Raw genomic sequence first — 13,967 nt, forward strand, 5'->3', positions numbered from 1 at the left:
GGTACGTCCACCACATCCTCATGATCGTTGGCAGACTGGGGAGGTGATTGTCGTCGCCTGCCCCGGACAGGGCTCCCAGACTCCTGGTTTCCTCGCCCCTTGGCTCGAGCTCGACGGCGTGGCCGACAGCCTCGCCCTGTTCTCGGAAGCCGCCGAGGTCGATCTGATCGAGCACGGCACGACGTCGGACGCCGACACGATCCGCGACACGCGCATCGCTCAGCCTCTGATCGTCGCCGCCTCCCTCATCGCCGCACAGGCCCTGCGTGCCCGCGCCGGGCGCGACGGGGACGGCGTCGCCGGTCACTCCGTCGGCGAGTTGGCCGCGATCGTGGGCGCGGGGGTCGTGTCCGCCGAGGAGGCCATGCGTCTCGTCGGCGTCCGCGGACGTGCCATGGCGGACGCCGCAGCGCAGGCGCCCACCGGCATGAGCGCTGTGCTCGGCGGTGATGAGGATGCCGTCCTCGCCCGTCTCGCGGAGCTCGAACTGACCCCGGCGAACTACAACGGCGGTGGCCAGATCGTCGCCGCAGGTGCGCTCACCGCTCTGTCGGCTCTTGCCGAGGCGCCGGCGAAGGGAACGAGGGTGATCCCGTTGCAGGTCGCCGGCGCGTTCCACACGTCCTACATGTCGTCGGCCGTCGACGCCCTCCGCGCCGCCGTCGCCGAGGCCGCGCCGAACGACCCCGCCATGACGCTGTGGACGAACCGGGACGGTTCCGTCGTCACCACCGGCGCGCAGGCGCTCGAGCTCATCACCGGCCAGGTGTCCTCTCCGGTGCGCTGGGATCTGTGCATGGCGTCCTTCGCCGAGGCCGGCATCACCGGCATGATCGAACTGGCCCCCGCAGGAGCGCTCACCGGACTCGCCAAGCGCGGTCTGCGCGGCACCCCCGTCGTCGCCGTGAAGACCCCCGATGATCTCGACGCAGCGGCTGACCTGCTGCACGCAGCCGCCAGCGAGAGGAACGAGACGAAGTGACCGCCACGCTCAAGCAGGCCACCGGGCCGCAGTACACCCGCATCCTCTCGTACGGTGCCGCGCGCGGCGAGAACGCGGTGCCCAACGACGATCTGGTCGGCCCCATCGACTCCAGCGACGAGTGGATCCGTCAGCGGACCGGCATCGTCACGCGCGTGCGCGCCGACAAGGGCACCGACGCGATCGACCTCGCCTCCGCCGCAGGCGCGGAGGCGATCGAGAAATCGGGCGTCGCGGCATCCGACGTCGATCTCGTCATCGTGGCGACCATCAGCAACCCGCGCCAGTCGCCCTCCGTCTCTGCGATCGTCGCCGACCGCGTCGGCGCCAACCCGGCCGCAGCCTACGACATGAACGCCGCCTGCGCGGGATACGCGTACGCGATCGCACAGGCCGACGCCCTCATCCGCGCGGGCGCTGCACGCTACGCGCTGGTGATCGGCGCGGAGAAGCTCTCCGACGTCGTGGACCCGACCGACCGCAGCATCTCCTTCCTCCTCGGCGACGGCGCCGGCGCCGCGCTGATCGGACCGAGCGAGACGCCCGGCATCGCCCCCGCGGTGTGGGGCTCGGACGGCTCGAAGTCCGAGGTCGTCGCCATGAACGGCACGCTCACCCAGTTCCGCGACGGCGAGGTGCCGTGGCCCACGCTGCGTCAGGAAGGCCCGACGGTCTTCCGCTGGGCGGTGTGGGAAATGGCCAAGGTCGCCCGCGAAGCCCTCGAGGTCGCCGGTGTCGAGGCATCCGATCTGGCCGCCTTCATCCCGCACCAGGCGAACATGCGCATCATCGATGAGTTCGCCAAGCAGCTGAAGCTGCCCGATTCCACCGTGATCGCGCGCGACATCGAGACCACGGGCAACACCTCAGCCGCGTCGATCCCGCTCGCCAGCCACCGTCTCATGACCGAGCACCCCGAGCTGTCCGGTGGACTCGCCCTGCAGATCGGCTTCGGCGCCGGCCTCGTCTTCGCCGCGCAGGTCGTCGTCCTCCCCTGAACCCCGCATGCCGTTCCCTAGACTGGGCAACGGTTCCGAACACAACCCGCAAGAAAGAGGAAAACCACATGGCTTTCACCAAGGATGAGGTCCTCGCCGGCCTCGCCGAGCTCATCACCGACGAGACCGGCATCGACAGCTCCGAAGTCGCGCTCGAGAAGTCCTTCACGGACGACCTCGACATCGACTCGATCTCGATGATGACCATCGTCGTCAACGCCGAGGAGAAGTTCGGCGTCACCATCCCCGACGACGAGGTCAAGAACCTGAAGACGGTCGCTGACGCGGTCAACTTCATCGTCGCAGGCCAGGCGTAAACACCCTTGGGATGCCACGCCCGCGGACCGCGGGGCGTGGCATCTCTGCATGACCCGCATCGAGATCGACTCGAGCTCCCGTCCCTCCCGACAAGGAACCACACGCAATGACCAAGCGCATCGTCGTCACCGGTATCGGCGCCACCTCCGCCATCGGCGGCACAGCCCCTGAGAACTGGGCCAACCTGCTGGCAGGCATGTCCGGAGGACGTTCCCTCGAGCACGAGTGGGTCTCCGAACTGGAGCTCCCCGTCACCTTCGCCGCAGAAGCGATGGTGCGTCCCGAGGAGGTCCTCGCCCGTCCGGTCGCGAAGCGCCTCGACCCGTCGTCGCAGTTCGCCCTCATCGCGGCGATGGAGGCCTGGGCGGATGCCGGAGAGCCCGATGTCGACCCCGACCGGCTCGGTGTGGACTTCGCCACCGGCATCGGCGGCGTCTGGACGCTGCTGGACGCCTGGGACACGCTGCGAGAGAAGGGCCCCCGGCGCGTCATGCCCATGACCGTGCCGATGCTCATGCCGAACTCGGCGGCCGGCAACATCTCCCTCCACTTCACGGCGCGCGCGTTCGCCCGCACCGTCGCCTCCGCGTGCGCGTCGAGCACCGAATCACTCGTCAACGCGTACGAGCACCTGCAGGCCGGGCTCGCCGACGTCGTCATCGCAGGAGGCACCGAATCGGCGATCCACCCGATCACCATCGCCTCGTTCGCATCGATGCAGGCGCTCTCCCGGCGCAACGACGATCCTGCCACCGCGTCGCGTCCGTACTCCGCCGACCGTGACGGCTTCGTCATGGGTGAGGGCGCGGCCGTGCTCATCCTCGAGACCGAGGAGCACGCGAAGGCGCGCGGCGCGAAGATCTACGCTGAGCTCGTGGGTGGCGGCGTCACCGCCGACGCCTACCACATCACCGCCAACGCTCCTGAGGGGGCCGCACGAGCGGTGCGAATGGCCCTGGACACCGCCGGTCGCACCCCCGACGACATCACGCACGTCAACGCCCACGCCACGTCGACCCCGGTGGGCGACCCGAACGAGTACGCCGCGCTGAAGGATGTCATCGGGGACCGCGTCCACGAGATCCCCGTGTCGGCCACGAAGGCATCGACCGGCCACCTCCTCGGCGGTACCGGCGCACTCGAGGCGATCTTCACCGTCCTCGCGATCCGCGACCGCGTCGCTCCCCCGACGATCAACATCAACACGCAGGACCCCGAGATCCCGCTGCGCGTCTCCGGAGAGGCGCAGCCTCTGGGAGATGGCCCCCAGCTGGCGATCAGCAACTCGTTCGGGTTCGGCGGGCACAACGCCGTCGCCGCTTTCGCCGACTACGACGGCTGATCAACCGTTCGCAGCACGCGCCCGCTCATGACGAAAGCCTCTCCCCGGATTCCTCCGAGGCGAGGCCTTCGTCGTACGGGGCGAGGATTCGTGTTCTCAGTCTCCGGGAGAGTCACCGGCTTCCGATACTGACGCCTCCCTACGCCCCGGGTCTTCGCGTCAGCCCACCTTGTGGAGCCACACGACGCTGGTGTCGTCGCTGGCGTGACGGAACGGTTCGAGCTCCTCATCCCAGGCGGAGCCGAGCGCGACATCGAGCTCGCGCTGAAGCTCGATCGCGCTGCCTGCAGCGATCTCCATGGCGTAGCGGATCCGGTCCTCGCCGATCACGATGTTCCCCGCTGCGTCGGTCTGAGCGTAGTGGATGCCGAGGTCGGGAGTGTGGAGCCACCGTCCGCCGTCGCTGCGCGGTGTCGGGTCCTCTGTCACTTCGAAACGCAGATGCTCCCAGCCGCGGATCGCGGTCGCGAGAGCAGCACCGGTGCCGACCGGACCGTCCCAGTAGAACTCGGCACGGCGGGCACCTTCGAGCACGGGCTGATCAGCCCAGTCGAAGTTCACCGCACGACCGATGGCGCGTCCCACCGCCCATTCGAGGTGCGGGCAGAGCGCGCGAGGTGCGGAGTGGATGTACACCACTCCGCGTGCGTAAGCCGTCGCCATGATCTCTCCGTTTCATCAGGTGCGTCTTCCCCTACGACCTGGTCCACGAGAGTGGCGTCTTTATGCGGTTATAGGGCGATTATCGCCCACGGGGAGGGAAATCACAAGCGTGTGATTCGACGAAGAAGCGCCCGGCCGGAGCCGGGGCGCTTCCGTGTCGGCTCAGGCCTCGCTCATGGCCTGCTTGACCTGCTGACCCTTGGCTGCGTAGTACGCGGCGCGGGCCGCATCCTTGCGCGCCTGCTCGGCGTAGCCCGCCTCGAGGACCTCCTGCGGAACCTCGACGTTGGGAACGTCATCGGTGCCGTGGTACTTCTCGATGTAGGCGTCCAGCTCGGGTCCGGAGGTCCACGAGGTGATCAGGCAGTACCGCGGCTCGGTGCCGTTGTGGGTGGCCGCGTGCCACAGACGCTGCGTGTCGACGATCAGCTGCGCGCCGGCGGGCAGCGCGATGCGGTACTCGATGCTCGGGTCGGTGCGGTTCTCGCGCAGGACGAAGTAGCTGTCCTTGTCGTCGGTGAGGTTGAAGAATCCGCGCACCACCCAGCCGGTGCCGTCGGGGTTCAGTCGGTTGTTGTCATCCTGGTGCAGGTTGTACAGGCACTCACCGTAAGGGGTCGGCTGCAGCTCGATGACGCGGCAGCGACCGACGTTGGCGCCGGGCTCCTGTGCACGGCGGGTCAGGTTGGGCGCCTTCTCCGTCTGCGACGGGATCCAGACCCCGTCCTTGTCCGTGCGCGGCGGCTTGTGGTTCCAGAAGCCGTTGCACTCGATCTCGCCCTTGGCGCTCGCGAGCGGCGCGAACCGCGTGTCACCGGAGGACTTCCAGTCGTTGTACTCGAGGTCGAGCCATTCCTTGGGGTCGAGCTCCTGGTTGTAGCTGTCGAGGACGACGAAGCCCTTTTCCTCGAGTGCTGCGGACTTGATGTATCCCATGATCTGAGTCATGTCCTTTCATCGGGGGCCAGCACGTTTTAACAGGCCCTGATAAGGCAAGCCTAACAGCGGGCGGCACGCCGCCCCCTGGACGCGGCCGTGAGAAATCGCCCGGACTAGACTCGAACACGGCGGAGCGAGGGGTGCCGCCGATGTGAGGAGCAGAAGCGAACACCATGGCAACCGCCACGAACGTCGAAGCGAAGGCCGTAGGCACCATCGAGTGGCTGTCGTCCCCTGGCACCACGATCGTCGTCCCCGTCTACCAGCGGCAGTACCGGTGGGACATCGGCGGGTGCGAGCGTCTCCTGTCCGACGTGCGGAATGTCGCAGGGGATGACGCGGCGCAGCGCCACTTCATCGGTTCCATCCTCTCCGCCCAGGATTCCTCGGAGAGGGATCTCATCCTCATCGACGGGCAGCAGCGGATCACGACGATCATGCTCCTGGTTGCGGCACTGCACCATGCCGTGCGCGAGTCCGACCCGGCCATGGCGGCCGAGCTCGAGCGCGTTCTGGTGCGCGCGGATGATCCGACCCGCACCAAGCTCCGACCGCATGACGCCTGGGCCGACCTCTACGAGTCCGTCGTCCTCGACCGACGCGACGACCTCGACCGCGAGTCTCGCTTCGACGACAACTACGCCTTCTTCCGGAGCCAGATCCACGCCGACGAGGCCCCACGGATCTGGCGCGGGCTGCAGCGACTCGAGCACGTGTCCATCACGCTCGGCCCTCAGGCCGGAGCCCAGCAGATCTTCGAGAGCCTGAACTCGACCGGAGAGCCCCTCCGCGATCATGAGCTCATCCACAACTACATCCTCATGGGCCTCACCCATGCGGAGCAGCTCGACGTGGAGGCGCGTTTCTGGCTGCCCATCGAGCAGCACACCGGCGAGATGATCGGCGCCTTCTGGCGGCACTACCTGGTGATGACCACGGGCCGCGAAGTGAGCGCCGACGGCGAGCATGGCGTGTACGCCGCCTTCCGCCGTTCGTTCCCGAGAGTGGACGTCGCCCATCTCCAGGCCGACGCGGAGGTCTGGCGTCACTTCGCCGAGATCTACGGCATCCTGCTCGATCCGATGCGCGAACCGGATGCCGAGATCCGGCAGCACCTGCAGTACATCGGCACGTTCGGGCGCGCGGCGTTCCCCCTGGCGATGAGCGTCTACAGCGATCACGCGCGCGGGCTCATCGGACGCGAGGAGCTGATCGAGACACTGGAGTGGACACAGGCGCTGTATCTGCGCCGTGCGCTGGTCGGGCTCCCGCCGGAGCGGCTGATCGCCCGCCTGTGCCGCGCACGCGCCGAGGGACGGGATGCGCTCATGCGTGCGTTCGCTCGCATCACGCCGTCCGACGAGCGGGTGAGCGCGGTGCTCAAGTACGTCGAGCTGCCCCACGCCGCCTATGTGCTGGGGCGTCTCGAAGGCGTCGCCGACCCGGCCGCCTACGACATCGAGCACGTCGTTCCGCTCATGCCGGGAGAATCGTGGAGCGGGGACGGCTCGCGCACGTGGAGCGAGTACTCGGAGGATGAGCAGAACAGCCACCGCGCTCTCGCCCCGACCCTCGGAAACCTCACACTCCTCGAGTCACCTCTCACCGAGCGTGTGTTCGGCGCGTCCTTCCCCGACAAGCAGCAGGACGCGTACGCGCGCAGCGGCGTCGAGGAGACCAGAGCCCTCGCAGAACTGGACTCCTGGGGCACGGCCGCCATCGCCCGGCGCTCACGCCGCCTCTCGACGTCCCTGCTTCGGATCTGGGCGCGCCCTGCGTTGCCGGAGATCGACGACGATGGTCTGACCCCGGTCCTGGACGCCGTGCGGAGGCGCGGATGGCCCGCGGGGTGGGACCGCGAGTTCGACTACGTCGAGTACCGCGGCGAGCACTGGGAGGTCAAGGACGTGAAGGCGCTGTTCAACCGCGTCTTCCGCCGTGCGTGGACCGATGACCGGCCCTCGGCGCTCGCCTTCAGCGCGGCGCACGGCGGCCCCATCTACACCGGGATGGCCTGGAAGGGCCAGTGGGATGCGCTCGATGACGAGAACTTCCTCTACATGGGGTGGGATTCCAATTACATGATGAACGCCCTGCAGGGAGTCCTCGAGGAGTCCGGCATCGCCGCAGAGGTGTTCGTGAAGTACTCCTACATCGGGAACGTGATGTGATGCGACAGGACGCACCAGTGGATCTCACATTCGAGGAGATCGCCCTCGGCTTCGAAGACGATTCCCCTCTCGAATGCGAGTGCGACCACGGAGACGAGGAGGCGTACGCGCCGTGCGGCCGTCGAGCGAAGTGGCGCGTCTCCATCGACTGCATGTGCGGGGAGAACCACCCTCGCACGGTGGAGCTGCTGTGCACGAAGTGCCTGCGCACCGCGCGCAAGGACCTCGGGAACGAGGCGGTCACCGCCCGCCCGCTGTGATGCATATGCGCGGCGGGCTGCGGACGCAACCCCCTCCTTCCCGCCGTGCACGATGCGTATGTTCGGACAGATGGATCCGACGCACGCCGCCGCTGATGGGCTGAAGACATACGCGGCGATCGGCGACGGCCGGACGGTCGCGCTCATCGGCATGCGGGGCCAGATCGACTGGATGCCGGTCCCGGATCTGGGCGCGCTGCCTGCTTTCGCCGGCCTCCTCGATGGCCGCGCCGGAGGCACCATCGAGCTCGAGCCGGTGGACGTTTACACGGTGCGGCGCCAGTACGTCAAAGGGACCAACGTCCTGCGCACGACGTTCACCACAGACCGCGGCCGAGCGACCGTCACGGACGCGCTGGTGACCGGGGTCGCGGGCCGTCTGCCGTGGGCTGAGCTGGCGCGCCGCGTCGAGGGGCGGTCGGGAACCGTCGAGTTCGCATGGCGGGTCGCGCCAGGCACGATGCTGGGAACGGCGTCCCCATGGATCGAGGACACCCAGAAGGGACCGGTGATCCGAGTGGGCGATGCCACGATCGCCGTCGTCGGCTCAGGCCACGCCGCCGACTCGCCCGCGCACGACGCCGAGGCCCTCCCCGAGCTGACCGGGACGATCACCACGAGCTCCGGTTCACGACACGTGCTCGTCGTCGTGGGGACCCATCGGGAGCCGGTGCACCTGCCGGATCCCGCGAAGGTCGACGAAGGCATCGATCGGACCATCGCGAACTGGCGGCGATGGTCGAAGGAGTTCTCGTTCGACGGACCGTGGCAGGAGCAGGTCCAGCGCAGCGCGCTCGCCTTGAAACTGCTCGTGTACAGCCCGACCGGAGCGATCGCGGCAGCTGCGACGACCTCCCTCCCCGAATCGCCGCAGGGAGGAAAGAACTGGGACTACCGTTTCGCCTGGGTCCGCGACCTCGCATACACCGCCTACGCCCTCGTGCACTTCGGGCTGCGCGAGGAGACGCACGCGGCGATCTCGTGGCTCTTGCGCACGATCCGCGAACACGGCCCCGAGTTGCACATCTTCTACGGACTCGACGGCGGTGCGCCGGCGAGCATCCGGGAACACGACGCCCCCGGATGGCGCGGCATCGGGCCGGTGGTGACAGGAAACCCCGCACAGGGTCAGCTGCAGTTGGGCATCTACGGCGATCTCATCGGCATCTGTCGCACCTATGTCGACGCGGGCAATGTGCTGGACATCGAGACCCGTCGCATGCTGGCGGAGGTCGCCGACCGGACGTGCGACCTGTGGCGCTCCGAGGACGCCGGGATGTGGGAGCTCGCGGAGCTTCGGCACTACACCTCATCGAAGATGGGCTGCTGGCAGGCCCTCGGCGACGCGATCCACCTCGCTGAGGCGGGACAGATCGCCGGGAGCCCGGAGCGCTGGCGGGCGGAGCGCGCTCGACTGAAGAGCTGGATCGAGGAGAACTGCTGGTCGGACGACGCCGGGGCGTACACGATGTACCCGGGATCGGATGCGCTGGACGCCTCCGTCCTGCTGCACGCGACGAGCGGGTTCGACCGAGGTGCCCGCATGTCTTCGACGATCGACGCGCTCGCAGCCGATCTGGCCGTGGGTCCGCACCTCTATCGGTACACCGGCGCCAGGGACGAGGAGCTCACGTTCGCCGCGTGCGGCTTCTGGCGGGTCACCGCCCTCGCGTGCGTCGGGCGTATCGACGAGGCGATCGAGCTCATGGACGCCCTGATGGAGGCGACGAACGACGTCGGCCTGCTCGCCGAGATGATCGACGCCGAGGACGGCGCGTTCTGGGGGAACATGCCGCAGGCGTTGAGCCACCTCGCCCTCATCAACGCCGCCCTCACGATCGACGACGTGCGGCGCGACGACCGACCTGATACCTGATCGAGAAGGAGAATCCCATGTCAGACGACCAGTACACGTTCAGCGACCCGACCGAGCTCTACCGCGACAAGAAGCCGCAGGCCCAGCATCAGCCGGAACCGGGGCTCGACGCGCGACTCGAACCGAAGGCGGACCTCGGGGAGACCTCCTACCGAGGGACGGGACGGCTCACCGGCCGCAAAGCGCTCGTCACGGGCGCCGACTCGGGGATCGGCGCGGCTGCCGCGATCGCCTTCGCGCGTGAGGGCGCGGATGTCGTGCTCTCCTACCTGCCCTCCGAGGAACCCGACGCCGCGCGTATCGCCGCGATCATCCGGGACGAGGGCCGTCAGGCGATCACCGTTCCCGGTGATCTCCGCGACTCCGGATACTGCCGCCAGCTCGTCGCCTCGGCCGTCGATGCCATGGGCGGGATCGACATCCTCGTGAACAACGCGGGCAAGCAGATCTACAACGAAGACCTCACCACGCTGAGCGACGAGCAGTTCGACGACACCATGAAGACGAACGTCTACGCGATGTTCTGGCTCACCAAGGCCGCGCTGCCGCACATGCGGCCGGGCTCGACGATCATCAACACCACCTCCCATCAGGCGTACACGCCGTCAGAGATCCTCGTCGACTATGCCACCACCAAGGCCGCGATCAACACCTTCACGAAGGCGCTCGCCCAACAGGTCGCCCCGAAGGGAATCAGGGTCAACGCCGTGGCGCCGGGCCCCATCTGGACGCCGTTGCAGGTGAGCGACGGTCAGCCGCAGGAGAAGATCGCCGAGTTCGGCGAACAGACACCGCTCGGCCGCATGGGGCAGCCGGCAGAGCTCGGACCGGTCTACGTCTTCCTCGCATCCGCCGAGTCCAGCTACGTCAGCGGGGAGACACTCAACGTCAACGGCGGGTCCCCGACTCCGTGATCGGGAGCCGTCTCGACTGTAGGGCGGGTGGGACTTGAACCCACGAATCGTCGGGTTATGAGCCCGCTGCCTTAACCAACTTGGCCACCGCCCCCTGACGGTTCCACTCTATCCGAGCGGTGCGGCCTGCTCATGCGTCCGGAGGTGATCATGGTAGGTCTCCGCGTTGCGGATGAGGTCGGCGCGCTCGGCGTCCGACAACTCCCGTCGCACCTTCGCGGGCACCCCGGCGACGAGCGACCCGTCGGGGACCTCGGTGCCTCCGAGCACGACCGCGCCGCCCGCGATGAGGCATCCACGGCCGATCACTGCGCCGCTGAGCACCACGGCCCCCATTCCGATCAGCGATCCGTCGCCGATCGCGCACCCGTGGACGACGGCATTGTGCCCGATGGACACGTTCGCGCCGATCGTCACGCCATGGCCGCTGTCGACGTGGACCGAGACGTTGTCCTGGACGTTGCTCCCCGGCCCGACGACGATTGCGGCCGAGTCGCCGCGGAGGACGGCGTTGTACCAGACACTCGCTCCCTCGTCGAGCGAGACCTCACCGACGATGCGAGCGCCGTCCGCGACGAAGGCGCTCTCAGCGATGTCCGGAACCCGATCGGAGAGGGCGAGAACCGATGCCGAGGTCGAGATGCTCATGAGGTGAGACTACCCTGACTTCCGCGTGATTTCGCGGAAGGAGCGACCGATAAGCCCAGCCTCAGCTTCCTTGCGGAATGCCCGGGGCTGAGTAGCGTTGTATCCATCAGGCTTCGATTCAGCCGTTCTGGAGGAAGAAAATGAGCAAGGCGCAGACCGTTTCCACCACCGCTAGCGACCCGACCGTCGCCGCCGCCGCGGCGCAGTTCCTCTCCCCCGTCGTCCTCGGGCTCCAGGCGCTGACGATCAACGCGAAGCAGGCGCACTGGCACGTCCGCGGCGCCAACTTCGTCGGCGTCCACGAACTCTTCGACACGATCGTCGCCCACGCGGGCGACTTCGCCGACACCGCCGCGGAGCGCATCGTGGCCCTCGGCCTTCCGATCGACGCACGCGTCGCCGCGGTCGCCACCAAGGGTGCCGGCTCCGAGGTTCCGGCCGGGTTCGCCCAGTCCGATGACCTCATCCGCAACGTCATCGCCGACATCGACGCGATCCTCGTCGACACGAAGGCCGCGATCGACGGTCTCGATGAGGTCGACCTGACCAGCCAGGACGTCGCGATCGAGATCATGCGCGGCCTCGAGAAGGACCGCTGGTTCCTCGTGGCTCACATCGCCGCGTAACGACCGTATACGACAAGAGGCGCCGGAGTGATCCGGCGCCTCTTGTCGTATACGTGCCGTCGAAGCCCTAGTCGCCCGAGGACTCCATCGCCTCTCGCAGCGCGGCGGTGAACTGCGGCGCGAGACTGTCGGCGAAGGTGACCGTCAGGTGATCCTGGTCCCGGTAGACGTTGGCCCCGCCGACCACCGGATAACAGGTGTCCGCGTCGCAGTACACGTCGGTGAAGTCGAGCAGCGTCACGCCGTCCGCGCCTTCCGCCGCCGCACGCAGTGGATCGTTCTCGACGAGGACCTCGGACCGGGCGCCGGTGCATTCGGCGGCGTCGCGCGTCCGCAGGCACTTGTTGGGGTCGGTCTCCCACACGGGGTTGTCGACGACGGTCACGACCGGGATGCCGCGATCGGTCATGGTGGCCCACGCCGCCTGATATCCGGCGACCGCGGCGTCGTAGCTGGAGTCGTATCCGGCGGACGCGTACGGGGTGTTCGAGATGGCCGAGGTGAACACCACGTCGAAGTCGCTGTCCACGAGCTTCTGCCCGACGGCGTCGCGCCAGTCGGAGCAGGCGGCTCCGAACGAACCGGGCGTGGCCAGCGGTGTGGCATTCCACGGGCACGCACCCTTGAAGTACGTCGTGAGGTGCCATCCCTCGCGCTCGGCGATGGCGGCGAAGGTCGCCAGGTACTGATAGGCGTGGCTGTCACCCACGAGCGCCACACGAGGAGCATCCGGCGCGTCGGAGCCGAACTCGCAGGCCACCGGCCGCGAATCGTTCAACTGGATGAAGCACTCCCCCTGGTCAGGGCTGTCCGCGCCTGCGAAGCCCGGTGCAGGAAGGATCGTGTCCGGAGCGGCATCCGCGCACCCCTCCTCGAGGACGCTCGCGGCGCCGAAGCACTCCGGCGGGTTCTCCCGCGCGTCCTCGATCGCCTGGACTCCCTGCTGGTACGACGAGATGTTCGCCGCCCAGCCGCCGGCCGCGACCGCGCCGACGAGCACCATCGCCCCGAGCGACGCCCAGAGCGTGACGCGTGGGCGACGGGAGGTCAGCGGCTTCCACGAACGGACCGGATCCTCCACGAACCGCTTGGTCAACCAGGCGAGGACGAAGCAGATGCCCAGCAGTGCGACACGGTGATAGATGGTCAGCCCCCAGAACGGCACAGAGGGGGCGATGACGATGAGCGGCCAGTGCCACAGGTACAGGCTGTACGAGATGTCACCGGTGAAGCGCATGGGCGGGATCGACAGCAACCGGGTCGGGTACCACCACCGGTCCGTGTTGGATGCCGCGATGATCGCCGCAGCCCCCAACGTCGGGATCAGGGCCATGTACCCGGGGAACACGGTCTGTCCGTCGAACGTGAACGCCGTGTACAGCAGCGCGATGATGCCCGCCCAGCCGAGGACGAAGCTGAGCGCCGCATTGTTCGTGCGCAGGCGCGGGACGAGAGCGATGAGGGCACCGACGCCGAACTGCCACATCCGCGTGAAGGTCACGAAGTACGCCGGGGCGGGATCCGTGATCGTGTAGACGACACAGAAGACGAAGGATGCCACCGAGACGACCCCGATGGCGATCGCCGCGGCACGCAGCCGATCGCCGCGGAGCCACTTCACCGCGACCCACGCCGCCAGGAGCAGCAGCAACGGCCAGATGACGTAGAACTGCTCCTCCAAGCTCAGTGACCAGTAGTGCTGCACGGTCGTGGGCTCGCCGGAGAGCGCCAGATAGTCCGCTGAGCTGAACGCGAGATACCAGTTCTCGACGTAGAAGGTCGCCGCGAGGATCTCGCGGACCTCGGCCGGCATCGCCGAGGTCGGTGTGAGCAGCGGCACCGCAGTGACGATCGCGCAGAACAGGAGCACGAGCAGGGATGCCGGGAGCAGTCGGCGCGCGCGGCGCGCCCAGAACTGGCCGAGGTCGACCCCGCCGGTGGCGGTGAGCTCGCGTGCCAGGTGCGCCGTGATGAGGAACCCGGAGATGACGAAGAAGACGTCGACACCGACGTACCCGCCGCTCAGCCGTCCTGGCCAGAAGTGGTACAGCACGACGAAGAGGACGGCGATCGCACGCAATCCCTGGACGTGCGGGATGAACCGATTGGCTGTGGCGTGCTCCGGGGATCGGTCGCGGCGGAGCCGCGCGCGAGAGAGCGGAGGAGTCTGCGGGGCGGATGTCACCATACGACGGTACCTGGTGCGTCGCAGAAGTCGTGCCACTGCGCC

At 68.0% G+C, this 13,967-nt stretch carries 13 protein-coding genes and 1 tRNA gene; 9 read left to right on the plus strand and 5 right to left on the minus strand.

Annotated elements, in window-relative coordinates:
* Positions 1–43 precede the first annotated feature (43 nt).
* The 4 genes from HD600_RS13855 to HD600_RS13870 all read left to right on the plus strand — a co-directional run bounded on the left by HD600_RS13855 (position 44) and on the right by HD600_RS13870 (position 3,640).
* Positions 44–982 (plus strand): acyltransferase domain-containing protein, encoded by a 939-nt coding sequence (locus HD600_RS13855; RefSeq protein ID WP_184284341.1) that lies wholly within the window; start codon positions 44–46, stop codon positions 980–982.
* Complete coding sequence (locus HD600_RS13860) at positions 979–1,980, plus strand: beta-ketoacyl-ACP synthase 3 (RefSeq protein WP_184284342.1); 1,002 nt, start codon at positions 979–981, stop codon at positions 1,978–1,980. Before HD600_RS13855 ends, HD600_RS13860 begins: the two co-directional genes overlap by 4 nt.
* Before the next feature lie 68 nt (positions 1,981–2,048).
* A complete protein-coding gene (locus HD600_RS13865; protein WP_144796245.1) occupies positions 2,049–2,297 on the plus strand; it encodes an acyl carrier protein in 249 nt (82 codons plus the stop codon).
* 107 nt (positions 2,298–2,404) lie between these two features.
* On the plus strand, positions 2,405–3,640 hold the full coding sequence (locus HD600_RS13870; protein WP_144796246.1) for a beta-ketoacyl-[acyl-carrier-protein] synthase family protein: 1,236 nt from the start codon (positions 2,405–2,407) through the stop codon (positions 3,638–3,640).
* Between the two features lie 159 nt (positions 3,641–3,799).
* Here the strand turns inward: HD600_RS13870 and HD600_RS13875 are convergent, their stop codons facing one another.
* On the minus strand, positions 3,800–4,303 hold the full coding sequence (locus tag HD600_RS13875; protein ID WP_144796247.1) for a DUF3145 domain-containing protein: 504 nt from the start codon (positions 4,301–4,303) through the stop codon (positions 3,800–3,802).
* Between the two features lie 162 nt (positions 4,304–4,465).
* Positions 4,466–5,239, minus strand: coding sequence for a hypothetical protein (locus HD600_RS13880; RefSeq protein WP_144797062.1), 774 nt, complete (start codon positions 5,237–5,239; stop codon positions 4,466–4,468).
* A 176-nt stretch (positions 5,240–5,415) separates the two neighbouring features.
* Here HD600_RS13880 and HD600_RS13885 point away from each other — a divergent pair, with 176 nt between their 5' ends.
* From HD600_RS13885 to HD600_RS13900, 4 genes are all read left to right on the plus strand, one after another.
* Positions 5,416–7,413: a DUF262 domain-containing protein gene (locus tag HD600_RS13885; RefSeq protein WP_184284344.1), complete on the plus strand. Its 1,998-nt coding sequence runs from the start codon at positions 5,416–5,418 to the stop codon at positions 7,411–7,413.
* A gap of 17 nt (positions 7,414–7,430) precedes the next feature.
* Positions 7,431–7,673, plus strand: coding sequence for a hypothetical protein (locus HD600_RS13890; RefSeq protein ID WP_144796249.1), 243 nt, complete (start codon positions 7,431–7,433; stop codon positions 7,671–7,673).
* 70 nt (positions 7,674–7,743) lie between these two features.
* Entirely contained in the window at positions 7,744–9,549 is a 1,806-nt protein-coding gene (locus HD600_RS13895) for a glycoside hydrolase family 15 protein (protein ID WP_184284346.1), read from the plus strand.
* A 17-nt stretch (positions 9,550–9,566) separates the two neighbouring features.
* Positions 9,567–10,463 (plus strand): glucose 1-dehydrogenase, encoded by an 897-nt coding sequence (locus HD600_RS13900; protein WP_144796261.1) that lies wholly within the window; start codon positions 9,567–9,569, stop codon positions 10,461–10,463.
* A gap of 19 nt (positions 10,464–10,482) precedes the next feature.
* On the opposite strand, the gene HD600_RS13905 is transcribed toward HD600_RS13900, so the two are convergent.
* Positions 10,483–10,557, minus strand: a tRNA-Ile gene (locus HD600_RS13905).
* Between the two features lie 14 nt (positions 10,558–10,571).
* Entirely contained in the window at positions 10,572–11,111 is a 540-nt protein-coding gene (locus HD600_RS13910) for a gamma carbonic anhydrase family protein (RefSeq protein ID WP_184284348.1), read from the minus strand.
* A gap of 140 nt (positions 11,112–11,251) precedes the next feature.
* Here HD600_RS13910 and HD600_RS13915 point away from each other — a divergent pair, with 140 nt between their 5' ends.
* Positions 11,252–11,737, plus strand: a complete 486-nt coding sequence (locus HD600_RS13915) for a Dps family protein (protein WP_144796265.1) — start codon at positions 11,252–11,254, stop codon at positions 11,735–11,737.
* Between the two features lie 67 nt (positions 11,738–11,804).
* Here the strand turns inward: HD600_RS13915 and HD600_RS13920 are convergent, their stop codons facing one another.
* Positions 11,805–13,922 carry an acyltransferase family protein gene (locus tag HD600_RS13920; RefSeq protein ID WP_342355819.1) on the minus strand — a complete coding sequence of 706 codons (2,118 nt, stop codon included), beginning with the start codon at positions 13,920–13,922 and terminating at the stop codon, positions 11,805–11,807.
* Between the last annotated feature and the right edge of the window lie 45 nt (positions 13,923–13,967).

This window comes from Microbacterium ginsengiterrae (assembly GCF_014205075.1).
GTDB lineage: Bacteria > Actinomycetota > Actinomycetes > Actinomycetales > Microbacteriaceae > Microbacterium > Microbacterium ginsengiterrae.

What these genes read in the sequence shown, in the direction of transcription:
- HD600_RS13915 (WP_144796265.1), top strand. Translation starts at nt 11,252, where the DNA reads ATGAGCAAGGCGCAGACCGTTTCCACCACCGCTAGCGACCCGACCGTC.
- HD600_RS13870 (WP_144796246.1), top strand. Translation starts at nt 2,405, where the DNA reads ATGACCAAGCGCATCGTCGTCACCGGTATCGGCGCCACCTCCGCCATC.
- HD600_RS13910 (WP_184284348.1), bottom strand. Translation starts at nt 11,111, where the DNA reads ATGAGCATCTCGACCTCGGCATCGGTTCTCGCCCTCTCCGATCGGGTT.
- HD600_RS13875 (WP_144796247.1), bottom strand. Translation starts at nt 4,303, where the DNA reads ATGGCGACGGCTTACGCACGCGGAGTGGTGTACATCCACTCCGCACCT.
- HD600_RS13880 (WP_144797062.1), bottom strand. Translation starts at nt 5,239, where the DNA reads ATGGGATACATCAAGTCCGCAGCACTCGAGGAAAAGGGCTTCGTCGTC.
- HD600_RS13900 (WP_144796261.1), top strand. Translation starts at nt 9,567, where the DNA reads ATGTCAGACGACCAGTACACGTTCAGCGACCCGACCGAGCTCTACCGC.
- HD600_RS13865 (WP_144796245.1), top strand. Translation starts at nt 2,049, where the DNA reads ATGGCTTTCACCAAGGATGAGGTCCTCGCCGGCCTCGCCGAGCTCATC.
- HD600_RS13885 (WP_184284344.1), top strand. Translation starts at nt 5,416, where the DNA reads ATGGCAACCGCCACGAACGTCGAAGCGAAGGCCGTAGGCACCATCGAG.
- HD600_RS13895 (WP_184284346.1), top strand. Translation starts at nt 7,744, where the DNA reads ATGGATCCGACGCACGCCGCCGCTGATGGGCTGAAGACATACGCGGCG.